The 21,837-nt window shown below is 66.7% G+C and carries 22 protein-coding genes; 19 read left to right on the top strand and 3 right to left on the bottom strand.

The genetic code is table 11. The features are described 5' to 3' along the window. Positions 1–76 precede the first annotated feature (76 nt). The 3 genes from ACE3Q6_RS04830 to ACE3Q6_RS04840 all read right to left on the bottom strand — a co-directional run bounded on the left by ACE3Q6_RS04830 (position 77) and on the right by ACE3Q6_RS04840 (position 1,313). Positions 77–244 carry a YdcH family protein gene (locus ACE3Q6_RS04830; RefSeq protein WP_374429207.1) on the bottom strand — a complete coding sequence of 56 codons (168 nt, stop codon included), beginning with the start codon at positions 242–244 and terminating at the stop codon, positions 77–79. A gap of 95 nt (positions 245–339) precedes the next feature. Continuing rightward, positions 340–1,098, bottom strand: a complete 759-nt coding sequence (locus ACE3Q6_RS04835) for a tRNA1(Val) (adenine(37)-N6)-methyltransferase (protein ID WP_374429209.1) — start codon at positions 1,096–1,098, stop codon at positions 340–342. Further along, entirely contained in the window at positions 1,098–1,313 is a 216-nt protein-coding gene (locus tag ACE3Q6_RS04840) for a DUF2007 domain-containing protein (protein ID WP_374429211.1), read from the bottom strand. Before ACE3Q6_RS04840 ends, ACE3Q6_RS04835 begins: the two co-directional genes overlap by 1 nt. 85 nt (positions 1,314–1,398) lie before the next feature. On the opposite strand from ACE3Q6_RS04840, the gene ACE3Q6_RS04845 reads away from it, so the two are divergent. The 19 genes from ACE3Q6_RS04845 to hpf all read left to right on the top strand — a co-directional run bounded on the left by ACE3Q6_RS04845 (position 1,399) and on the right by hpf (position 21,819). Further along, the gene (locus ACE3Q6_RS04845) at positions 1,399–2,379 is read left to right on the top strand and encodes a polyprenyl synthetase family protein (RefSeq protein ID WP_374429676.1); all 981 of its coding nucleotides are present in this window, start codon (positions 1,399–1,401) and stop codon (positions 2,377–2,379) included. Between the two features lie 261 nt (positions 2,380–2,640). Next, positions 2,641–3,471 (top strand): FHA domain-containing protein, encoded by an 831-nt coding sequence (locus ACE3Q6_RS04850; RefSeq protein ID WP_374429679.1) that lies wholly within the window; start codon positions 2,641–2,643, stop codon positions 3,469–3,471. After that, on the top strand, positions 3,452–4,534 hold the full coding sequence (locus ACE3Q6_RS04855; RefSeq protein WP_374429213.1) for a PP2C family serine/threonine-protein phosphatase: 1,083 nt from the start codon (positions 3,452–3,454) through the stop codon (positions 4,532–4,534). Before ACE3Q6_RS04850 ends, ACE3Q6_RS04855 begins: the two co-directional genes overlap by 20 nt. Before the next feature lie 3 nt (positions 4,535–4,537). Further along, the gene (locus ACE3Q6_RS04860) at positions 4,538–7,006 is read left to right on the top strand and encodes a hypothetical protein (RefSeq protein ID WP_374429215.1); all 2,469 of its coding nucleotides are present in this window, start codon (positions 4,538–4,540) and stop codon (positions 7,004–7,006) included. A 132-nt stretch (positions 7,007–7,138) separates the two neighbouring features. Continuing rightward, complete coding sequence (locus ACE3Q6_RS04865; protein WP_374429217.1) at positions 7,139–9,202, top strand: dynamin family protein; 2,064 nt, start codon at positions 7,139–7,141, stop codon at positions 9,200–9,202. 30 nt (positions 9,203–9,232) lie between these two features. After that, positions 9,233–10,186: a dynamin family protein gene (locus tag ACE3Q6_RS04870; protein WP_374429219.1), complete on the top strand. Its 954-nt coding sequence runs from the start codon at positions 9,233–9,235 to the stop codon at positions 10,184–10,186. A 24-nt stretch (positions 10,187–10,210) separates the two neighbouring features. Beyond that, a complete protein-coding gene (locus ACE3Q6_RS04875; RefSeq protein ID WP_374429221.1) occupies positions 10,211–10,576 on the top strand; it encodes a hypothetical protein in 366 nt (121 codons plus the stop codon). Between the two features lie 129 nt (positions 10,577–10,705). Continuing rightward, positions 10,706–11,458, top strand: a complete 753-nt coding sequence (locus ACE3Q6_RS04880) for a hypothetical protein (protein WP_374429222.1) — start codon at positions 10,706–10,708, stop codon at positions 11,456–11,458. A 104-nt stretch (positions 11,459–11,562) separates the two neighbouring features. Next, a complete protein-coding gene (locus ACE3Q6_RS04885; protein ID WP_374429224.1) occupies positions 11,563–12,408 on the top strand; it encodes a flagellar motor protein MotB in 846 nt (281 codons plus the stop codon). A gap of 90 nt (positions 12,409–12,498) precedes the next feature. After that, positions 12,499–13,806 carry a flagellar hook protein FlgE gene (locus ACE3Q6_RS04890; RefSeq protein WP_374429226.1) on the top strand — a complete coding sequence of 436 codons (1,308 nt, stop codon included), beginning with the start codon at positions 12,499–12,501 and terminating at the stop codon, positions 13,804–13,806. A 6-nt stretch (positions 13,807–13,812) separates the two neighbouring features. Beyond that, a complete protein-coding gene (flgK, locus tag ACE3Q6_RS04895; RefSeq protein WP_374429228.1) occupies positions 13,813–15,270 on the top strand; it encodes a flagellar hook-associated protein FlgK in 1,458 nt (485 codons plus the stop codon). 26 nt (positions 15,271–15,296) lie between these two features. Further along, complete coding sequence (locus tag ACE3Q6_RS04900) at positions 15,297–16,268, top strand: flagellin (protein WP_374429230.1); 972 nt, start codon at positions 15,297–15,299, stop codon at positions 16,266–16,268. After that, complete coding sequence (locus ACE3Q6_RS04905; protein WP_374429232.1) at positions 16,265–17,308, top strand: flagellar basal body P-ring protein FlgI; 1,044 nt, start codon at positions 16,265–16,267, stop codon at positions 17,306–17,308. Before ACE3Q6_RS04900 ends, ACE3Q6_RS04905 begins: the two co-directional genes overlap by 4 nt. Before the next feature lie 299 nt (positions 17,309–17,607). Next, positions 17,608–18,222 carry a ribonuclease D gene (locus ACE3Q6_RS04910; RefSeq protein ID WP_374429234.1) on the top strand — a complete coding sequence of 205 codons (615 nt, stop codon included), beginning with the start codon at positions 17,608–17,610 and terminating at the stop codon, positions 18,220–18,222. Continuing rightward, positions 18,203–19,165, top strand: coding sequence for an SIS domain-containing protein (locus tag ACE3Q6_RS04915; protein WP_374429236.1), 963 nt, complete (start codon positions 18,203–18,205; stop codon positions 19,163–19,165). Before ACE3Q6_RS04910 ends, ACE3Q6_RS04915 begins: the two co-directional genes overlap by 20 nt. Next, the gene (lptC, locus tag ACE3Q6_RS04920; protein WP_374429238.1) at positions 19,166–19,768 is read left to right on the top strand and encodes an LPS export ABC transporter periplasmic protein LptC; all 603 of its coding nucleotides are present in this window, start codon (positions 19,166–19,168) and stop codon (positions 19,766–19,768) included. Positions 19,769–19,790: 22 nt separating this feature from the next. Continuing rightward, positions 19,791–20,276, top strand: a complete 486-nt coding sequence (lptA, locus tag ACE3Q6_RS04925) for a lipopolysaccharide transport periplasmic protein LptA (protein ID WP_374429240.1) — start codon at positions 19,791–19,793, stop codon at positions 20,274–20,276. Continuing rightward, positions 20,276–21,031 carry an LPS export ABC transporter ATP-binding protein gene (gene lptB / locus ACE3Q6_RS04930; protein WP_374429242.1) on the top strand — a complete coding sequence of 252 codons (756 nt, stop codon included), beginning with the start codon at positions 20,276–20,278 and terminating at the stop codon, positions 21,029–21,031. The genes lptA and lptB overlap by 1 nt, the downstream gene beginning before the upstream one ends. Before the next feature lie 212 nt (positions 21,032–21,243). Beyond that, the gene (gene hpf, locus ACE3Q6_RS04935; RefSeq protein ID WP_374429244.1) at positions 21,244–21,819 is read left to right on the top strand and encodes a ribosome hibernation-promoting factor, HPF/YfiA family; all 576 of its coding nucleotides are present in this window, start codon (positions 21,244–21,246) and stop codon (positions 21,817–21,819) included. The last annotated feature ends 18 nt before the right edge of the window (positions 21,820–21,837 follow it).

Genomic DNA, 21,837 nt, shown 5'->3' on the forward strand with positions numbered 1-21,837 from the left:
CCTGGACCATTGCCTTGGCGGCGGTGCTGATTGCCGGGGGGGCGGCGCAGGCCGCGCGGGCCAGCGCCGGAAAGGATCAGTGAGCGCTGAGGCGGGCGATCTCTTCCTTCAGCTTCAGCTTCTGTTTCTTCAACTCGGCGATCTTAAGATCATCCACGCCTGGGCTGCGCTGAGCCTGCTCGACCATTTCAGAGAGGTTTTCGTGTTTCCTGCGCAGTTCCACCAGATGCGATGCGACCGTCATGGATCCCTCCTTGGTTGTTGATGGGATCAGTGCACCACGAAAGCCGAGTCGTGTCATCACCTGTTACGGTTGTGTGACAGAATGATGCGGAGAATTCAGCGGAACGCTGCCAGCAGGTCGGCACCGTCCCGCAACACCGCGTTGGCGGCAGGGGTATAGCTTTCCCGGTCCCCGTCATGCGCGGCCCCGGCGTGGATCACGAAGGGCGCGAGCAGACGGAACGGCGCGCGGCCGCCTTTGCGGGCCTGGACGATGACGCGCAGCGCAGGTCGTCCCTCACGCGGGGCAAGGGGCAAGACAGCGGCCGAGCCAAGCTTGGGCGGCAGGGCCGCAAGGACCTCGGGCAGTCCATCGGCGCCGCAGATGAGGGTCAGCCAGCCCCCGGGGCGCAGGCGGCGGGTGGCGGCGGCGACCCAGTCGGCGAGGGGCGTCTCGACCTGCATGGCCGTGGCGCGGGCCGCGACGGGCGAGGGGCTGCCGCCGGCGTGATAATAGGGCGGATTGGCGATCACGTGGTCGAAGTCGCGGCGAAGCTCGCGGGGCATTCGGGCGAGGTCGCCCTGGTGCACCTCGACCGGAATGCCGTTCCGTTCGGCATTGCGGCGCGCCAGATCGGCATAGGCCGGTTGCAGCTCCAGCCCCGCAAGGAAAAGGCCCGGCACCCGGTGGCCAAGACACAGGGCCGCCGCCCCTGCCCCGCACCCAAGGTCAAGCACGGACTGTCCCGGTTCGGCCGGGCAGGCGGCGGCGAGCAGCACCGGGTCGGTCGCGGCGCGGTAGCCTTTCACGGGCTGCAACAGGCGCAGGCGGCCGCAGAGGAACTTGTCGTCCGAAAGCTGGTCCTCGGCGAACATCACGGGTCAAGCGGGATGTCGTTGTCGCGCAGGATCGCGGCGGCGCGGAAATGGTCCCGCTCGGCCACCATCAACCGGCGCGGCAGAATGCCCAGGCTGCCGTCCAGGACGCTCATGTGGACGTCCAGTGGAAAGGCCGCTATACCCTCGCCCTCAAGAAGGACCGTGGCGAAGGCGATCACCGTGGGGTCGGTCGTGCGCAGAAGTTCCTTCATGGATCTCAGGTAATCCCGCCCTTCGCGCGGGGCAAGGGCGGCAGGCGGCATGGACGGGTCGGGCGAGACGGCGGTGGACAAGGCAATGGCGCCGCAGGACGCGCTGAGCGATGCGCTGTCGGCAGACATGGCGGCGGTCAACGCGCTGATCCGCGCGCGGATGGCAAGCGAGCACGCCCCCCGCATCCCCGAGGTGACGGCTCATCTGGTCGAAGCGGGCGGAAAGCGGCTGCGGCCGCTGCTGACGCTCGCGGCGGCGCGGATGCTGGGCTACGGCGGGCAGGACCACGTGAAGCTGGCGGCGACGGTCGAGTTCATCCACACGGCCACCCTTCTGCACGACGACGTGGTGGACGAAAGCCAGCGCCGGCGCGGACGGCCGACGGCGAACCTTTTGTGGGATAACAAGTCCTCGGTCCTGGTGGGCGATTACCTTTTCGCCCGCAGTTTCCAGCTGATGGTCGAAACGGGCAGCCTTCGGGTGCTGGACATCCTGGCCAATGCCTCGGCCACAATTGCCGAGGGCGAGGTGCTGCAACTGACGGCGGCGCAGGACCTGAAGACCGACGAGGCGATCTACCTGCAGGTCATCCGGGGCAAGACGGCAGCGCTGTTCGCTGCGGCGACCGAGGTAGGGGGCGTCATCGCGGGGGCCGACGAACGCCACGTCACAGCCTTGCGCGACTATGGTGACGCCCTGGGCATCGCCTTCCAGATTGTTGACGATATGCTGGATTATGGCGGCTCGGCCACGGTGATCGGCAAGAATACCGGCGACGATTTCCGTGAACGGAAGCTGACCCTGCCACTGATCAAGGCGGTGGCTCGCGCCACGGCGGAAGAGCGCAGCTTCTGGACCCGGGTGATCGAGAAGGGTGACCAGCAGGAGGGCGACCTGGCCCAAGCCATGGCGATCCTGGCCCGCCACGACGCCATATCTGCCTGCCGCTTGGATGCCCTGGGCTGGGCTGCCAAGGCCAAGGCGGCGGTGAACAGCCTGCCCGAGCACCCGCTGCGCGACATTCTTTCCCGGCTTGCGGATTTCGTGGTAAGCCGCGTGGCCTGAGCGACAGGAAGCACTTGATCCGTGAAATGACCGAATTAGGATCATTTTTTGGACAAAGTTCTTGAATAATCGGTACGAAACGGGGTGGTCTGATCCATCAGACCATCACGGCTGCAAGGGCAGCCGGGGTGTTTCGGGCGGTGCGATGTGTTTCTGGATGCAACAGTTCGGCAGGCACGCTTGGCCCTTCAGGCCTTGGTAACCTGAACCGGCAACAATGAAGACGCTTCGGACGGTGTTCCGGGGTGCGGGGTGCAGAACATGAATCTCTTCGGCTGGCTCTTTGGACGGTCCTCGAAATCGAAGTCCGCGGCGCGCTTCGATGGCAGCGAGCAACAGAAGATCGAGGCCACGAAAGCGGCAGTCCAGTCGGTTGCGCAGGGCAATGGACCCGCCGCTGGCCGGTTTCCCAAGCTGTCCGACAGCAGCCCGGAAGTCCTGACCCAGACGCCGAACAGCGCGGTGGTGGCCAAGGACGGCCCGACCCCGGCGGTCAACATCTGGGAGCTTGAGGAAGAGGAGCCGGCACCCGCCGCTCCGGCCCCGACCCCGGCGCGCGAAGTCGCGGCCGACGCCAGCGCGCGTCGTCGGGCGACGCGGACCAAGACCCGGGTCCTTGGCTTCGAGCCGCAGCCGGCGGCGGTGGTGCCGCTCTTCGACGAAGGCCGCATGGAGGAATCGATCGAGCCGGGCGACAAGGCGGGCGTGGTGATGTACCCGACCGGCTGGCTGGTCATCATCTCGGGGCCCGGCCGTGGCGCGGCATTCCCGGTGATGCGGGGCGTGTCGCAGATCGGGCGCGGCAGCGACCAGACCATCTCGCTCGACTTCGGCGACATGGCGATTTCCCGCCAGAACCATGCGGCGATCGCCTATGACCCCGCCACGCACCAGTTCCACCTGGGCCATGGCGGCAAGTCGAACCTCGTGCGCTTGAACGGAAAACCCTTGCTTACTACCTCGGTTGTCACCGACAAGGACGTCATCCAGATCGGTGAAACGACGCTGATGTTGAAGGTTTTGTGTACGCCAGACTTTAACTGGTCTGCGGTCGAGTCCGAGGGAGACGGTAATGATATGGCGATCGCGTGAGCCACGATATGATGTGGCTTCCGGCATAAGCCAGGGCGCGCGCGACTATCAGGAAGACGCGATCACCGCGGATTTCCCGGTCGGCGCCGAGGCCGGCTTCGTCGTTCTTGCAGACGGGATGGGCGGCCATGCCGCCGGGGACGTCGCCTCCAAGATCGTGCTGACCGAGGTCTTCAGCGAGCTGAAGTTCCATTTCGCCGATGTCACGGCCTTCGAGACGCGCGCGCCGGAAATCCTGCGGTCCGTCGCGGATCTTGCAAACGAGACCTTGCGCCAGCACACCCGCACCCACCCTGAGACCGAGGGTATGGGTGCCACGCTTGTGGTCCCGGCACTGGTGGAGAACAGGCTCTGGTGGATCTCCATTGGGGATTCGCCGCTGTTCCTGTTCCGCAATGGCCGGCTGACCCAGCTGAACGAAGACCATTCGATGGCGCCGCAGATCGATTTCATGGTGAAGTCCGGCCTGATGGACCCGCAGGTGGCGGCCAATCATCCGGACCGCAACTGCCTGATCTCGGTCCTGATGGGCACCCGGATCCCGAAGATCGACTGCCCGACGAAGCCGTTCGAGCTGAAGGCGGGCGACATCGTCATCTGTGCCTCGGACGGGTTGCAGTTCCTTACGAATGCCCAGATCGAGAAGGTGCTGAACAAGTACCGCAAGACCCGGTCCACCGAAATCGCCGAACGGCTGTTGGAAGAGATCACGCGGCTGGACGACCCGGACCAGGACAACATCAGCTTCACCGTGATCAAGGTGAACGACGCCTCGGCCCGCGGCGCGGAGGATCGGCCCCAGGCTCCCACGGTCGCCGTGGCCCGCCCACGGCGGCTGACGACGGTCGCGCCGGATCACCTGCGGCAGCCGGGGCAGAAGTCGGCGGCTGCCCACACGCTTGCCCCGGTCCCGGTCCAGGTCCCGAACCCGCTGCCCGAAAGCCGGGCCGAGCGCGCGCCTCGCCGGGTCGTCGAGGCGGTGCAAGAAAGCAACCCCGATCCGGCGGTTGAGGATTTGTCCCCTGCAAGGTTGCGGCCACGGCGAGTCACCGTCATAAAGTAAGACATGGCAGATACCGACGGAGAACTCACAGTCGCCCAGCGGCTTGGCCGCGCGCTTGACCGCGGGCTGTTTCCTGCCGGCGGTCCGGCCGAGGCTGCCGAGCGTCTGATCGAACGGCTGGAACGCCCGGCGCGGATCGCGCTTCTGGGCCTGCCGGGTTCGGGCAAGTCGTCGATCCTGAACCTGCTGGTCGGAACGGTCGTCGTCCCGGAAACTTTGCGCCTGCCGACGATCATCGTCCAGCACGGCGACGTGGGGCGGATGCTGTGCACGCTGACCGACGGGACCACGAAGATCGTTCCGGGCACGGACCTGGCGGATGCCCTGCCGCTGGCCCCAGCGCTGGTGACGCTGGAGATCGACCTTCCTGCTTTGAAGGTCATCAGCCTTCTGGAAGTGTCCGCCGGGCCGATGGAGGCCGAACAGAAGCGCGCCGCGACCTGGGCCAGCAAGCGGTCGGACATCGTGATCTGGTGCACGACCTCGTATTTGCCGAAAGAGCAGGCGGTCTGGGAAAGCCTGCCGGATGCGGTCAAGGACAACAGCTTCATGTTCCTGACCAAGGTCGACCTCCTGGGCAGCCGGGATGCTGCGCAGGCGATGCATGACCGGGTCGAGCTGCGCGCCAGCGAAGAGTTCCGCCAGATCCTGTCGATCTCGGCCAAGCAGGCGCGGGCGGCGATGCCTCCGGGCGGACAAGTCAACCGCGAACTGTTCCGGGACAGCGGCGCCTCGGCGGTGATCACGGCCATCAAGACCCGGGTTCAGTCGGGTCGCCGCGCGGACATGGACACGGCCGAGTTGCTTCTGGCGCGGCACGTCGAGGCAAGCGAGCTGGTCGCCAAGCGCTTTGCGGATGCCGAGGACGACGCTCCCAAGGTCTGGACCCCTCCGCCCGAGCCGGTGGCCGAGCCGGTGCCTGCCGCCGAGCCCGCGCCGGTTGTCGAGACCCGGGCCGAGCCAATGGCAGTCCCGGCGCCAGAGCCTGAGCCATTGCCGGAGTCGGAACCCGAACCAGAGCCGGTGGCCGAGGCAGAGCCCGTCGTCGAGACGCCGGCGCCCGCCGTGGAGCCGGAACCGGCGCCCGAACTGGCGCCCGAGCCGGTGGCCGCCGCTGCGCCGGTCGAGCCGGAACCGCAACCGACGCCCGAGCCCAGCGCGCCGGAACCGGAGGCCGAGCCGTCAGGGACCCGGCGGCGGTTCGCCGACCGTATCAAGCGCGTTTCGTCGGATGGCGACGCGGCGGCTGCGCCTGCGGTTCCGCTGCGGACGACCTGGAAGTCCAAGGCCGAGACCGAGGCCTCGCCTGCACCAGCGCCCCAGCCGGAACCGGAGACGGCTCGGGAAAGCTCCCGTCGCCCGCGTGCCTCGGCCGTCGCTCCCGTCGCCGAAGAGCCCGCCGTGCCTGTGGTCGAAGAGGCGGCATCGCCTCCGCAGCCGGACCCGGTGCCCGAGCCGGAACCGGAACCCGTCGCGGCCGCGCCGGAGACGCTTGCCGAGCCGGATCTGCTTCCCGAGGACGAGGAACCGGTGGCGGAACGGCCCAGACTGCGCGACCGCCCTGCCCGTGCGGTAACGCCCAGACCCGAGCCCGCCGCCGAAGCGCCCCGGGCGATCCGACCGCAGTTGTTCGGTGCGCGGCGCCCCGCGGCGACGGGCCGCGACCTGCCGCTGCCCGACCTGTCCGCGCTGCGCGCCACGCCCGAGGAGATGGAGGCGGCGCTGGAGGAAAGCCAGCGCGAGGAGCTGGCCGGCGCCGAAGAGGGTGAAGAGCCCCCGGTGCCCGATCAGGGCCTTGACGTCGAGGCGCCGGAACCGGAAGAGGAGCCGGCCCCGGTCGCACGCGCCGAGCCGCCCCAGGATCTCCCGCGGCTGTTCGACCGCGAACCCCGCGCTCGGCCCGCTGCCCCCGTCGACACGCCCGCCGCACCACCGCCGTCCGCGCCGGTCACGCGCTCTCCGCGGGTGGCGGTGGCGGCGCCGTCGGCCGCTCCGGCGACGGCCGTCCCGGATGACCAGTTCTCGCCCGCGGCGATCATGCGGCGCGAGCCGCGCATCGCGCCCGACGCCCCCGCGCCGCGCCGGGAACGTCCCCGGATCGCCCCCCGCGCCGTGCCCGTCGCGGCCCCCGGCCCCGCCGCTGCGGCCCTGCCGACGACCGAGCAGGGGCTGGTCGACGAGGCCGTCGGACTGATCGCCGTGCGGTCGGCCGGCCTTGCCGGCGTTGTCGATCCCGAGGGCAAGGTGCCGGTCGACATGATTCTGGAACACGCCCGGGAAACTAGCGAACAGCTGCAGAACGTGGTATCGCGTGGCCGTTCCGAAGAGATGCGCAGAATCAGCAGTGACGTGGGGGAGGTCTTGGACCTTATCATGTTGATGCAGTTGGAAAAAGGTCATGCACCTGCAGATGATGCTCTGACGCTTCTTCTACAACTTAAACGCGAATTGGAAACATTACGCACAGTGTGACGTCATTGTGAGCGTAGAATCGTCAAGAATGTGCCCAATTGGGACCACTTTCCAAACTTATGACACGATTGCGAGGACTTGTGCGTTGCGCTTGCGAACGAAACGGATCGAGCCCGCAGGTATGAGGTGATCATGGGACTGGGTGCCGTAGCTGAGAACCAGGACGAGCTGGATGGGGTGGATATCCAGGAGCCGGAGGTTGCGCTGAAACGCAATTTCCCGGGCCTGACCCGTATTGCCGACGCCATCACGCAGTTCGAGGATGTGCTTCGCGATTTCGTGACGATGGCCGACCCGGACACTTCGAAGAAGGTGACCCGGATCATGAGCCAGGTCCGGGAAGTGGAACCCTCGGTGACCGTGATCGGCCAGATCAAGGCCGGGAAGACCTCGCTTCTGAACGCCATGATCGGCGCGCCGGGGCTGCTGCCGACGGATGTGAACCCCTGGACGTCGGTCGTCACCTCGCTGCACATCAACACGCCCTCGCCCGAGCTGAACGTGAAGGCGAAGTTCAAGTTCTTCGACAACGCCGAATGGGAGAAGCTTGTCTCGAACGGCGGCCGGATCGGCCAGCTGGCGGCGCGTGCCGGGGCGGATGACGAGCTGGAGAAGCTGCGCCTGCAGGTCGTGCAGATGCGCGAGAAGGCGCAGGCGCGCCTGGGCCGCAAGTTCGAGATGCTCTTGGGCACCGAACACCGCTACGGCACCGTGGATGACGCGCTTCTGCGCCGCTACGTCTGCGTCGGCGACGAGGAAACCGGCGGTGCCGAGGCGGGCCGCTTCACCGACATCACCAAGTCGGCGGACCTGTATATCGAGCGCGAAGATTTCCCGATCATGATGTGCATCCGGGACACCCCCGGCGTGAACGACACGTTCATGATGCGCGAGCAGATCACCATCAACGCGGTCCGCGACAGCCGGTCCTGTATCGTCGTCCTGTCCGCACACCAGGCGCTGACGACGATGGACATGGCGCTGATCCGCCTGATCGCGCACCGCCAGTCGCGCGAGATCATCATCTTCGTCAACCGGATCGACGAACTGCCCGACCCGGCCAACCAGGTCCCCGAAATCCACCGCGCGATCCTGGAGACGCTGGAAAAGAACAACGCGCCGCCGGACATCGACATCATCTACGGCTCGGCCCATTGGGCGAACTCGGTCCTCGAAGGCAAGATCGACGAGATGGCCGAGGATTCGACCGATTCGGCAATCAACTGGACCCGTGCGGCCTTCGCCGACAAGATGAACGACTGGTCGGCCGAACAGCTGGTCTGGCACGCCTCGGGCGTTCCGGCACTGCTGGATGCTTTGGGCCAGCGGATGTACGAAGGCCCGGTCCGCGAGGCGCTGCAGAAGTCGTCGCGCCAGGCGCTGAACCTAGCGCAGTCGCTGGACGTGGTCGATCAGGTCCGCATCCTGGAGTCGGACGGCCAGCTGAACCGGACGATGACGCCCGACCAGCTGGACAGCGAGCTGCGCAAGATCGAACTTGCCGCGGTCGAGAAGCTGACTGCGCTGACGAACAACGTCTGCAAGGATTTCACCAACCGCATCGACCAAAGCTATGAGCGGTTCCTGGATCGCGCGACCAACAGCCTGATCGAACACCTGCAGGCCAACGGCGAGGACGCGACCTGGCACTACAGCCCGCTGGGGCTGCGGATGCTGCTATCCTCGTCCTACCAGGTCGTGCTGAAGAAGATGCATGCCATCGCGGCCGAGGTGAACAACGAAACCGCGGTCAAGATCGCCGACCTGTACGGCAAGACCTTCTCGATCACGGTCGAAGGCTTCAAGATCGAGACGCCCGTGGTGTCCTACATCCCGCCGCCGATCAACCTGGGCCAGACGATCGCGCTGGACCTGCAGGTCAGCTGGTGGAAGGGCTGGTGGCAGCGCCGCCGCGGCTACAAGGCCTTTGCGCAGGACTTCAACAAGCTGATCCGGGCGGAAACCGATCCGATCATCAACGACCTGAAGACCATCCAGATCGGGCTGTTCCGCGAACGCACGCAGGCCACCCTCAAGGACTTCCTGCAAGAGCAGCGCGAACTTCTGATGAGCGCTCTGGCATCTTCCGAGATTTCGATGGAAGAGATGAAGGAACTCTTCGGCGTGAACGCCTGGGAGGACCGGCAGGAATGCCTGGCCTCGATCATGGACGAGCTGGCGATTTACGCCGACTAGGTTCTGCAAGGGTACGAAAGGACCTGAGGAATGCCGCTGACCCGCAAGCCCCGCATCGCCATCATGGGCGAATTCAGCTCGGGAAAGAGCACGCTTTGCAACGTGCTGATGGGGGCGAAGCCTCTGCTGGAGAAGGTGACTGCAACGCAGCTGCCTCCGGTCTGGCTGTCCTACGGCCCCGACGACGCCTACACGATGGGCCTGGACGGCCATGCCTATGACCTGGACCTGGCAGAGCTGGAGCAGGTCAGCCTGGAAACCACGGAACATGTCCGCATCTTCATGAAGAGCGACATCCTGCGGTACTGCGACCTGATCGACATGCCCGGGATCTCGGACCCGTCGATGTCGTCGGAAGTGTGGGAGCGGATGGCGCACCTCGCGGACGCGGTTCTGTGGTGCACCCACGCGACGCAGGCCTGGCGGCAGTCCGAATCGGGCGTCTGGTCCACCTTCCCGCAGGAAATGCGCCGCAACAGCCTGCTTCTCGTCACGCGCTTCGACAAGATCCTGGGCGAGAACGACCGGGCCAAGGTCCTGAAACGCGTCAAGCAGGAAACCGACGGCCTTTTCGCCGACGTCTACCCCGTGTCACTGCTCCAGGCGATGCGCGCGGGCGACGACGAGGAGAAGTGGCGGGCCAGCGGGGCGGACGACTTCACCAAGGCCCTGTTCGAGGTCATCCACCGCATCATCGACGAAGGCCACCCGGAGAAGGGTGACGAGGAGAAGCCCACGATCCAGCCTGATCCGGCGAACGAGACCGAGGTCGGCCAAAGCCTCATCTCGAAGACTTTCGAGCGCCTGATGGTCATCCGCAACACGCCGGTCATCAAAGTCCTGCCACGGCGCGTTGCCGCCGGCGAACGGCTCTTGCGCACGGAACGGCCGACGGGTGAAACCGGACCGACCACCGTGTCCTTTGCGGACCAGCTGGTCGGGATCGACGAACCGGCGCCGATGCCCCGGCTCAAGAGTTTTTAAGCCGGGAAAGGCACAAGCTTGGGTGTGACTGAAAGCCTTGGCGCCGTCGTGAAGGCGTATCCGCAGGCCCGTCTCGTGGCCTTCGCGGACCTGTCATCCCGCATGATCCTGTCAAGCGCGGGCACGCTCTCGACCACGCAGGAACATCTGGACAGGCTTTGCGACCAGGCGCGCGCCAGTTTCGACGATCCGCTCTTCGCGCTGGCGGTCGAGGCTTTCGGGGAACCCAACGGCGCGGTGGTCATGGGGCCAGAGAACCTGCGGGTCTTCTTGCGCTCAGAGACCGAACCGGCCGATGCCATGTGCTGCATCTGCGACCACGGCATTGACCTTCCTGCGTTTGTGGCCAAAATCCGCAGCACGCTTGAAAGCATCACTCATGCTGGGTGACGAGGGCCGGGCAGACCGTTGAACAGGGGCACGATTCCCATCCTTGCGCGTCTGCAAAGCCTGCAGACGGCCGCCCGCATCGTGCCGGGCGGTGGGTGGGTCGTTTCCGAAGCGACGGATAGAAACCCGGTGGCCCAGCTGCTTCGCGTCACGAACGAGACGATGCTGGCCCGGTCGCTGCGATTCGTATCGATGGGCGGACCCAGCCTGACGCTGGATGTCGCGGGGCGCCGGATCCTGCGTGTGACGGACGCTCAGGGACTGGTCGGTGCCGAGACCTGCCTTGGGCGCGAGGCGCTTGAGGACGAGAACAAGGACGACCTGATCAAGCTCCTGCAGGGCGTCGCGATGCCGCGGCAGGAGTTGCACGTGATCTCGGGCCCCGTCGGGCGTGGCGGCGAGGAGGTCAGTGTCGGCCTTCCGGTCGCGCTCTTGGCGGACCTGCTTCTGATCGATCTGAACGCGGTCGGCCCCGACGAGGACCCGGTGGCCGCACCGCAGGAGGAAACAGCACCGCCAGCCGCGTCGTCCGACGGCAGCCCGGCCGAAGGCGGTGGCCTGGCCGGTTTTGCGGCGGCGCTTGGACCGTCTCTGGTCGCCTGGCTGATCAAGGGCGGCAGCGAGGATGGCCGGTCGGAGGGACCGGAGGAGATGGTCTCGCACCTGGACGGCTTTCTGGGGGAGGAGCAGGCGTCGCTGGAGCAGCAGTTCGACGTCCTTTCCGCTGCCCCGGGGGATCCGATCTGCATGACGCTGGGCGCCACTCTGGTCGAGGGTCACAGCATCGTGGCCGCCCGCATCGGGGCGTCGATCCTGCTGGGCGTCATCGAGGGCGATGCGACGACGGCAACCCTTGGCGCGTGGCGGGCCGCGCTGGCTTAGGCCTGTGCCGCATCGCGAAAGTCGTTAAAATCCTTTGGGTTAAGCGCGCGTAAAGGCTGCGGATGCTATTCCTGTTGCTGGGTGTATGGCTTGGGTGATGTGGGATGGCTGCGCAAGGCAATGCGGCGCCGGTCATCATCAAGCGGAAGAAGGTCATCAGTGGCGGGGGCCACCACGGCGGGGCATGGAAAGTTGCCTACGCGGACTTCGTGACCGCCATGATGGCGTTCTTCCTCTTGATGTGGCTGCTGAACGCGACGACGGAAAAGCAACGGAAGGGGATCTCGGACTATTTCAATCCGACGATCCCGGTGAACCGCATCTCGGGCGGGGGCGACGGCGCCTTCGGAGGTGACAGCGTCTTTGCCGAAGAGACGATGGCCCAGACCGGGACCGGCGCGATGGACCGGAAGACCTCGGCCAGTTCCGCCGATGCCGCCGGAGATGAGGCCGGCAAGGGGGCAGCGGGCGAGGGCCGGGCCCAGTCCGAGCTGGAGGACGTCGAGAAGGCGCTTCTGGCGCGGGGCGGTGAAAGCAACACGATGGAACGGCTGCTGCGCCATGTCGTCACCCGGGTCACGGATGAGGGTCTGGTGATCGAGCTTTTCGATCTTCCCGATGCCCCCTTGTTCGATGCGGACAGCGCCGAGCCAACCAAGGTCACATTGGCGCTTGTGGATCTTCTGGGCGAAGTGCTGAACCTGACCACCAACGAGATTGCGGTCTCTGGCCACCTGCGTGCCCATCCGGTGACGCTGATCGACAATCCGGTTTGGGACCTGTCAGCCGACCGCGCCCAGCGCACCCGTGAACTGCTGGAGGCGGCGGGGATTGACGCGGCGCGGATGCAGCGCATCTCGGGCTTTGCCGACCGCAAGCCCGCGGTGGCCGATCCTGCGGCCGAACGCAACAACCGGATGGAGATCATCCTTCTGCGCCGCGACAGATAATCCTTCGACTTTTATCCATTAGGCGCGTGTTAAGGGGCCGTGCTGCAGGGTCGTTCCACCAGGAATCGAAGCTGCAGAAAGGCGCTTTCCATGACGATTTCCTCCTCGCTTTCGGCGGGCGTGGCCGGTCTTAACGCGAATGCAACGCGGCTAGCCTCGATTTCCGACAACATCGCGAACTCCAGCACCTACGGCTACAAGCGCGCCTCAACCGATTTCACCAGCATGGTGATCACCTCGTCGCGCGGGTCGGGGACCTATTCGGCCGGGGGCGTCCGGGCCTCGACGATCCGCCTGATCGACGAACGCGGCGACCTGGTGGGGACCGGGAACCCGCTGGACCTGGCGATCGCCGGCCGCGGGATGCTGCCGGTGATCAACGAAGTGTCGCTGGGCAATGCGCTGTCGGACACCCCGCTTCTCATGACGCGGACCGGCAGTTTCCGTACCGATGCGGACGGGGTGCTGAAGACCGATTCGGGTCTGGTGCTGCTGGGGTGGCCAGCGAATGCCGACGGCACGATTCCGTCCAATCCGCGAGACACGATCTCGGGCCTGGTTCCCATCGTGATCAACACCAACCAGACCGCAGGCGATCCCACGACGACGATGAACCTTGGCGTCAACCTGCCCGCCACCTACACCGAGGCCGGATCGACCGCCGTGCCGCCTCCCCTGTCGGTGGAATACTTCGGCAACCTCGGCACCTCGGAGTCGCTGGAGATCACCTTCATCCCGACCGTCCCGGCCACCGGCTCCTCGAATGCCTGGACCATGCAGATCCGCGACAGCGCCGGCGGCGGCAACCTGATCGGCGAGTACAACCTGACCTTCGACGACAGCCGCGGGGCGGGGGGCACGCTGGCCTCGGTCACCGTGGTGTCGGGCGGGGCCTACAACGCCGCCGACGGCACGCTGGCCCTGACCGTGGCCGGCGGCCCGCTGACCGTGGGCATCGGCCGCGCCGGCGACCCGAACGGGCTGACCCAGCTTTCCGACAACTTTGCGCCCGTCTCGATCACCAAGAACGGCTCGCCCGTCGGCAACCTGACTACGGTCGAGGTCGACGAGAAGGGCTATGTGAACGCCACCTACGACACCGGCTTCACCCGGCGCCTGTTCCAGATCCCGCTGGTGGATGTGCCGAACCCCAACGGGCTTCTGTCGCTCTCGAACCAGACCTACCAGGTCTCGCCCGACTCGGGGTCGTTCTTCCTCTGGGATGCGGGGTCCGGGCCGACCGGGTCGATCCAGGGCTATTCGCGCGAGGGATCGAAGACCGACGTCGCGGCCGAACTGACCAGCCTGATCCAGACCCAGCGCGCCTATTCGTCCAACGCCAAGGTCATTCAGACGGTGGACGAAATGCTGCAGGAAACCACCAACATCAAGCGGTGATAGGCGATGAGCGTCACCTCCGCCCTTGCCGGGGCCCTGTCGGGGCTGTCGGCCACCTCGCGTCAGGCGGAGATCCTGTCGTCGAACGTGGCCAACGCGACGACGCCCGGTTATGCCCGCCGGGAGGTAAGCCTTGGGGCTGCGGTCCTGGCAGCGCATGGTCAGGGGGTGCAGATCCTGGGCGTCCGCCGCGACGTCGACCGGCATCTTCTGGGCGAGCGTCGGCTGGCGGAAGCCGGAACCGGCGAGCGCAACGTCCGGGCCGAGTTCCTGCAGCGCGTCGAACAGGCGCTTGGCAGTGCGGACAGTCCCTCGTCGCTGGCGGCGCGCCTGGCTGCCTTCGACCAGTCCCTGGTCGAGGCGGCGGGTCGGCCGGAAGCGCAGGCCCGGCTGAACGGTATCGCCACCACCGCCAAATCGCTGATGGCCGGGTTCGCGGCAGCCACGACCGACATCCAGAACGCCCGCGCCTCGGCAGACCGCCGGATCGGCGAGGAAGTCACCCGGCTGAATTCCACTCTGCAGCAGCTGCATGAGCTGAACGTGAACCTCCGCTCGTTCACCGGGGCGGGTCGCGACGTCTCGGCGCTTCTGGATGAGCGGCAGCGGCTGGTCGACCAGATCTCGGCCATTGTCCCGATCCGAGAAGTTCCGCGCGACCTGAACCAGATCGCGCTGTTCACCACCGGCGGAGCGCCGCTGCTGGACGGCTCGGCGGCCGTGTTCGGCTTTACCCCGGTCCACACGATCACCCCCGAGATGACGCAGGCACTTGGCGGGCTGTCCGGGATCACCATCAACGGCCGGCCCTTCGACACTGCCGGTTCGGCAAGCCCGATCCTGGGCGGCACGCTCGGCGCGCTCTTTGCCGTGCGGGACGAGCTTGCCGTCACGGCCCAGGGCAAGCTGGACGCCGCGGCCCGCGACCTGGTGGAGCGGTTCTCGGGCCTTGACCCAAGCCTGGCTCCCGGTGCGGTCGGGATCTTCACCGATGCAGGCGGCGCCTTCGATCCTTTGGACGAGGTCGGCCTGGCCGGCCGCTTGCGCCTGAACCCCGCCGCCGATCCGGCCCAGGGCGGCGCGCTCTTCCGTTTGCGCGACGGACTGGGGGCCGCGACCGAAGGGCCGCCCGGCAATGGTGCGCTGCTGAACGCACTGCACGCTGCCCTGTCCGGAGCGCGGCCGCTCTCCTCGACCGGCTTCCCCGCCGGAAACCGCAGCTTTGCGGTGCTGACCTCGGACATCCTGTCCGACACTGCCGCCTTGCGGCTCTCTGCCCAGTCCGAGCAGAGCTTCACCGCCGCCCGGCTGACCGCACTGACCGACCTTGAAGACCAGAACGGCATCGATACCGACCAGGAAATGCAGGAGCTTCTGGTGATCGAGAAGAACTACGCCGCCAACGCCAAGGTGATCCAGGCGGTCGCCGACATGATCGACACGCTGATAAGGCTTGACCGATGACCCGGATCTCGGTTGGCGACGCAAGCATGACCAACATCCTGTCGCGGCAGGGGGCGGACCTGCGGGCCCAGGTGCAGCACGCTGCGCAGGAAGTCGCGACTGGGCGCCATACGGACATCGGTCAGGTGATGCGCGGCGACCTGTCCCCGCTTCTGGCGGTGGACGCAAGCCTGGCGCGCCTTGCGGCTTACCGGACCAACACTACCGACGCGGCCTTCCAGACGGCCGCACAGCAATCAGCGATTGGCGGCCTCTCGCAGCTCGCCGCCGGGATCACCATGACCCTCATGGGCTCACGCGACTTTCCGACGCCCGCCCAGGTGAACGCGACCGCCGCGGAGGCTCGGGGGCGCCTCGCCTCGGCGGTTGGGTTGGTCAACACGCAAGCCTCGGGTCGGGCGGTGTTCTCCGGCACGGCCACGGACACGGTCCCGCTGGGCAGCGCAGACGACATGCTGGTCGCGCTCGAGACGGCTGCGGCGGGGGCGACGACGGCGGGGCAGGTCGAGGCGGCGGTGAACGGCTGGTTCGCCGATCCGCTTGGGTTCGGGGCCTTCTACCAGGGCGACGTGGCGCTATCGGCAGCCCCCATCGCGCCAGGAGAGACGGCGGACCTGTCGACCACCGCGATGGATCCGGCGATCCGCGACACGCTGGCAGGCTTCGCGATGGCGGCGCTGATCGACCGCGGCGTACTGACCGGGAATCCCGAGGAACGCGCGCGGCTGGCGCAGATTGCCGGGCAGACCCTGCATCGGACCGAGGATGCCCGGATCACCCTTTCTGCCCGGATCGGCACGGTGGAAGCGCAGATCGAAGCCGCGCGGACCCGCAACGCGGCCGAGGAGACCTCGCTTGGCATCCTGCGGTCCGACATCGGATCGGTCGATCCCTACGAAGCCGCGACCCGGCTTGAGACGGTCCGGGCACAGCTTGAGTCTCTCTACCTCGTCACCGCCCGCGTCTCGCGGCTCAGCCTCACGGAGTATCTCAGATGATCCGCTTCCTTCTGGCCCTGATCCTGTCCGCCGGCGCCGCGCTGGCCGAGCCGATCCGGATCAAGGACCTGGTGGAGTTCGACGGCGTGCGCGGGAACGACCTGGTGGGCTACGGGCTGGTTGTCGGGCTGAACGGGACCGGCGACGGGCTGCGCAACGCGCCGTTCACCGAAGAGATCATGGCGGACCTCCTGGAACGGCTGGGGGCCAACGTGACGGGCGAGGAGTTCCGGCCGAAGAACGTGGCCGCCGTCTTCGTCACCGCCCAGCTGCCGCCCTTTGCGCGGGCGGGCGGGCGGATCGACGTCACGGTCTCGGCCATCGGAGACGCGAAAAGCCTGCTTGGCGGGACGCTGGTGATGACGCCCCTGAACGGGGCGGACGGGCAGATCTATGCGGTGGCCCGGGTGACGCAGGGCGTGCCCACCGCTGGCGTGATCCCCTCGGGCGCGCGGGTGGAGCGGGAGGTGGAGTTCGACTTCGCTGGCCTGCCGTCGCTGCGGCTCGCGCTGAAGTCGGCGGATTTCACCACGGCGGCGCGGATCGAGCAGGCGGTGAACAAGGAATTCGGCGCGCGGGTGGCCGAGATGACTGACGCGGGGACAGTCTCGGTGGACATCGGGGCGACGGGGATGCGGTCACCGGCCCATGTGCTGGCCCGGCTGGAGGGGATCCTGGTGCAGCCGGAAACCCGGGCGCGTGTGGTGGTGGACCAGCGGTCCGGCACCATCGTGATGGGGGCGGACGTGCGGATCAGCCGGGTCGCGGTGGCGCAGGGGAACCTGACGCTGCGGGTCGAGGAGAGTCCGCTCGTCTCGCAGCCGAACCCCTTCACCGAAGGAGAGACGGTGGTGGTGCCACGGTCGAATGCCTCGATCGCGACCGAGGGGACAGGCCTTGCCGAGGTGCGGGGCGGGACGGACCTGGCCGAGGTGGTGGCCGGGCTGAACGCGCTGGGGGTGGCGCCGCATGACATGATCGACATCCTGAAAAGCATCAATGCGGCCGGGGCGCTGCATGCCGAATTCGTCGTGAACTGAGGGATGTCCGGTGTGGACAGAAGTTTCCAGCATTTGGAATCAACGCGTTGACTGTGGACATTCGGAATTCGTTTACCGTGTCTTGGCTCTCGCCGATGCAGGTGATGCGCCAGGTTCCAAGGTCAGTGGACCTTGAGCCTGCCGGTGTCCGTGCCCACGACCGGGCAGGCCGGGTGCGCCGCCCCGGCGAGGAGGCCTGAAAGGCAACGGCGAGCGGCCCCATGCAGAGGCCTGAGCCCAAGGTTGACCCTTCGGGGCCGCAAGCGTAATCCGGGGTGGATCCAGCAAAGAGCACACCCTTGGCCATCCATCTGCACCAATCCGACCTTCCCGACGGCCTGATCCTTGGCCCCGTCGTCGCCATCGACACCGAGACCATGGGCCTTGACCCTCGCCGGGACCGGCTTTGCGTGGTGCAGCTGTCCGACGGCAGCGGCGACGCGCATCTGGTGCAGATCGCCAAGGGCCAGACCCGCGCGCCGAACCTGGAGCGGCTTCTGGCCGACCCCGCCACGCTGAAGCTGTTCCACTATGGCCGCTTCGACATCGCGGTGATGAAGAAGGCCTTCGGCGTCACCACAGCCCCGGTCTGGTGCACCAAGATCGCCTCGAAGCTGGTGCGCACATTCACCGACCGGCATGGGCTGAAGTATCTCTTGGCCGATCTGGTCGGCGTCGATGTCTCGAAGCAGCAGCAGACCAGCGATTGGGGGGCCGAGGTGCTGACGGAGGCGCAGAAGGAATATGCGGCCTCGGACGTCCTCTACCTGCACCAGCTGAAGGCCGAGCTGGAAGCCAGGCTGATCCGCGAGGACCGGCTGGATCTGGCACAGCGGCTGTTCGCCTTCCTGCCGACCCGGTGCGAGCTGGACCTTCTGGGCTGGGAAGATACCAATGACATCTTCCTCCACTGACCTTCTGGCCACCGGCCGCCGGGTGATCCGCCGCGAGGCGGGGGCGCTTGAGACCCTAGCCGAGGCGCTGGACGGAGCCTTCTCGCAGGCGGTGAGCCTTCTGATGGACGCGCGCGGCCGCGTCATCGTGTCGGGCATGGGCAAGTCGGGCCATATCGCGCGGAAGATCGCGGCCACCTTCGCCTCGACGGGAACGCCCGCGCATTTCGTCCATCCGGCCGAGGCGAGCCATGGCGACCTGGGGATGGTGGCCGAGGGCGACGTGCTGATCGTGCTGTCCAACTCGGGCGAGACGCCGGAACTGGCCGACCTTCTGGCCCATGCCAAGCGCTTCGGCATCCCTCTGATCGGTATCACCAGCCGCGACGGGTCCACCGTGATGCGGCAGGCGACCGTGGGCCTTCTGTTGCCGCAGGTGCCGGAAGCCTGCGAGAAGGGGATCGTGCCCACGACCTCGACCACCATGACGCTGGCCTTGGGCGATGCCCTGGCCATCGCGTTGATGGAACATCGCGCCTTCACGCCGGACCATTTCCGCATGTTCCACCCCGGGGGCAAGTTGGGGGCAAAGCTTCTGAAGGTCCGCGACCTGATGCATGACGAGCCGCCCTTGGTGGCCGACACGCTGCCGATGGGCGAGGCCCTGCTGGAGATCACGAGGCGCGGCTATGGCGTCGTGGGAGTGACCGACGCCAACGGCGATCTGATCGGGATCATCACCGACGGCGACCTGCGGCGGCACCTGGAAGGCCTGCTTCTGCACCGGGCGGGCGAGGTGATGACGCCCAACCCGCGCACCATCGGCCCCGACGCGCTGGCGGGCGAGGCGCTGGCCCTGATGAACGCCCGCAAGATCACCTGTCTTCTCGTCACGGCGCCCGACACGCGCCGGGCCATCGGCATCCTGCATGTGCATGACTGCCTGCGGGCCGGTGTCGTCTGAGTGGCCCAGGCCGACCGGCATACGCGCGTGGTGGGCTGGCTGAAGGTGGCCCTGCCGCTGATGGCGCTGGCGATCCTGTCGACCCTGTTCCTCGTCGCCCGCCGCGTGGACCCCGAGGCCGCTCTGCCCTATGCCGAAGTCGACGTCGAGGACCTTGCGCGCGAGCCGCGGATGACCGCGCCAACCTATGCCGGTACGACGGAGGACGGCGCCTCGGTGACCCTGTCCGCCGACGAGGCGCGCCCGGCCGCAGATGGTGCTCCTGCCAAGGCGGCGGCGCTTCGGCTGGACCTTGCCACCCCCGACGGTGGCCGCACCGAGCTTGTTGCAGCCCAGGCGCAGATGGACGACACCGCGCAGCAACTGGTGCTGTCGGGCGGCGTTACCGTGACGACCTCGACCGGCTACCGGCTGGAAACGGCAGAGGTCGCGGCCAAGCTGGACCGGACCGGGCTGGAAAGTCGGTCTCCGGTCATGGCCACGGGCCCGGCGGGCGAGATCAGTGCCGACGGCATGGTGCTACGTCAGGACAACCGGACCCCGGGGTCCTATGTTCTGGTTTTCAAGGGCGGCGTCCGGCTGATATACCAACCGGGCAGCTGAGACGGCTGCAGAGGTTCGACGCATGGCATTTCGACTTGGTTTTCTGGTCCTGACCCTGGCGCTGGCGGCGACGACTGCCGGGGCGCAGCAGAAGATCGCGTTCGGCGACCTGAACCAGGACACCAGCCAGCCGGTCCAGGTGACGGCCGACCAGCTTGCGGTGAACAATGCCGACGGCACTGCGATCTTCACCGGCAACGTTGTCGTGACCCAGGGCGAGATGAAACTCGCTGCCGCCGAAGTGAAGGTCAACTACGGGACCGAACAGAACGACATCGAAAGCCTGGAGGCGACCGGTGGTGTGACGGTCACCAACCTTGGCGACGCGGCCGAGGCGCAGGAGGCCGTCTATACCATCGATTCCGGCGTGATCGTGCTGTCCGGGGATGTGCTGTTGACGCAGGGCGGCTCGGCCATGGCAGGGCAGAAGCTGACGATCAACCTTCAGGACGGGACCGGGCTGATGGAGGGCAGGGTGACAACGACCTTCCAGCCCGGGGGCAACTGATGGCGCCCGAGCTGAAGGTGACAGAGGGCCAGGCCGGGTTGCAGATCCGCAGCTTGCGGAAGAGCTACAAGAAGCGTCCGGTGATCCGGGATGTCTCGATGACCCTGCACCGGGGCGAAGTGGTGGCCTTGCTCGGGCCGAACGGGTCGGGGAAGACGACCTGCTTCTATTCCATCGCCGGCCTTGTGATGCCCGAGGGCGGGCAGGTCCTGATCGACGGCAAGGACGTGACCGCCCTGCCGATGTACCGCCGCGCCCGGCTGGGGATCGGCTACCTGCCGCAGGAGGTTTCGATCTTCCGGGGCCTGACGGCCGAGGACAACATCCTGGCCGTCTTGGAGATCGTCCAGCCCGACCGCCACAAGCGGCGCGAGCGCCTGGAGGAATTGCTGTCGGAGTTTTCCATCACCCATCTGCGGCGGACCCCGGCCCTGGCGCTGTCGGGCGGTGAGCGGCGGCGGGTCGAGATCGCGCGCTGCCTTGCGGCGGACCCGAAATACCTGCTCTTGGACGAGCCTTTCGCCGGGGTGGACCCGATCGCGGTGGGGGAAATTCGCCACTTGGTGCATGACCTGAAAGGCCGTGGGATTGGCGTGCTAATCACCGACCACAACGTCCGCGAGACGCTGGAGATCGTGGATCGCGCTTATATCCTGCACGACGGCAAGGTTCTGATGAGCGGGACGACGGACGAGGTCGTGCGCGACGAAACCGTGCGGCGCGTCTACTTGGGCGAGAACTTCCGCATCGTCTGACCGAACGCATCGATTCGGTTGACAAGGGGCCAGAGGGCTGCGCCAAATACCCGCAATGCGTGCGTCATTTGCCACCGGTTTGCCCCGTCGTGCCGCGAAGACTTCAGTCGGCTGTCCTTGCGTGACGCAACGTTCCTTCCATCTCTATTATAGGGGTGCGGTCCACAGGGGCTGACCCCGAAGTACGCTGGAAGCATGTGAAAGGAGAGGCCATGCGCTATCAGATCAGTGGGAAACAGATCGACGTCGGCGAGGCTTTGCAGACCCATGTGAAGGCCGAAATGGGCGAGGTGGTGGAGAAGTACGCCCAGCGTCCGACCGAATGTGTCGTGGTTTTCTCGCGGGTTGCGCATGAATTCGTCTGCGAGGCGGTGATCCATCTGTCCACCGGCCTGACCGCGCAGGCCAAGGGGCACGCGGCCGAGATCTATGCGGCCTTCGAAAGCTGCCGCGAGAAGATGGACAAGCAGCTCAGGCGCTACAAGCGGCGGATCCGCAACCATCACTCGAACCGTCCGGGACCGGTTGAATTCGGCGGGGCGTCCTCGTATATCCTCGCCGCGAACGAGGACACCGAAGAGGCCGAGCCGGACAGCCTGCAGCCCGTGGTCATCGCCGAGATGGAGACGAAGATCCCTTCGATCACCGTGGGCGAGGCCGTGATGCAGATGGAGCTGGCGGGGCAGAAGATGCTGGTGTTCCGCAACGAAGGACATGGGGGCGTGAACGTCGTGTACCGTCGGGATGACGGGAACATCGGCTGGATCGACCCTCGCAACAGCAAGTAAGGCGCCCTTGCGGCGCAG

The sequence above is a fragment of the Tabrizicola sp. genome, assembly GCF_041913445.1.
Taxonomy (GTDB): Bacteria; Pseudomonadota; Alphaproteobacteria; order Rhodobacterales; family Rhodobacteraceae; genus Tabrizicola.

Coding starts and splice junctions, on each gene's coding strand:
- ACE3Q6_RS04840 (WP_374429211.1), bottom strand. CDS start 1,313: ATGAAGGAACTTCTGCGCACGACCGACCCCACGGTGATCGCCTTCGCC.
- lptA (WP_374429240.1), top strand. CDS start 19,791: ATGGCATTTCGACTTGGTTTTCTGGTCCTGACCCTGGCGCTGGCGGCG.
- ACE3Q6_RS04845 (WP_374429676.1), top strand. CDS start 1,399: ATGGCGCCGCAGGACGCGCTGAGCGATGCGCTGTCGGCAGACATGGCG.
- ACE3Q6_RS04865 (WP_374429217.1), top strand. CDS start 7,139: ATGGGACTGGGTGCCGTAGCTGAGAACCAGGACGAGCTGGATGGGGTG.
- ACE3Q6_RS04870 (WP_374429219.1), top strand. CDS start 9,233: ATGCCGCTGACCCGCAAGCCCCGCATCGCCATCATGGGCGAATTCAGC.
- ACE3Q6_RS04860 (WP_374429215.1), top strand. CDS start 4,538: ATGGCAGATACCGACGGAGAACTCACAGTCGCCCAGCGGCTTGGCCGC.
- ACE3Q6_RS04855 (WP_374429213.1), top strand. CDS start 3,452: ATGATATGGCGATCGCGTGAGCCACGATATGATGTGGCTTCCGGCATA.
- ACE3Q6_RS04915 (WP_374429236.1), top strand. CDS start 18,203: ATGACATCTTCCTCCACTGACCTTCTGGCCACCGGCCGCCGGGTGATC.
- ACE3Q6_RS04890 (WP_374429226.1), top strand. CDS start 12,499: ATGACGATTTCCTCCTCGCTTTCGGCGGGCGTGGCCGGTCTTAACGCG.
- hpf (WP_374429244.1), top strand. CDS start 21,244: ATGCGCTATCAGATCAGTGGGAAACAGATCGACGTCGGCGAGGCTTTG.
- lptB (WP_374429242.1), top strand. CDS start 20,276: ATGGCGCCCGAGCTGAAGGTGACAGAGGGCCAGGCCGGGTTGCAGATC.
- ACE3Q6_RS04905 (WP_374429232.1), top strand. CDS start 16,265: ATGATCCGCTTCCTTCTGGCCCTGATCCTGTCCGCCGGCGCCGCGCTG.
- ACE3Q6_RS04850 (WP_374429679.1), top strand. CDS start 2,641: ATGAATCTCTTCGGCTGGCTCTTTGGACGGTCCTCGAAATCGAAGTCC.
- flgK (WP_374429228.1), top strand. CDS start 13,813: ATGAGCGTCACCTCCGCCCTTGCCGGGGCCCTGTCGGGGCTGTCGGCC.
- ACE3Q6_RS04835 (WP_374429209.1), bottom strand. CDS start 1,098: ATGTTCGCCGAGGACCAGCTTTCGGACGACAAGTTCCTCTGCGGCCGC.
- ACE3Q6_RS04900 (WP_374429230.1), top strand. CDS start 15,297: ATGACCAACATCCTGTCGCGGCAGGGGGCGGACCTGCGGGCCCAGGTG.
- ACE3Q6_RS04830 (WP_374429207.1), bottom strand. CDS start 244: ATGACGGTCGCATCGCATCTGGTGGAACTGCGCAGGAAACACGAAAAC.
- ACE3Q6_RS04885 (WP_374429224.1), top strand. CDS start 11,563: ATGGCTGCGCAAGGCAATGCGGCGCCGGTCATCATCAAGCGGAAGAAG.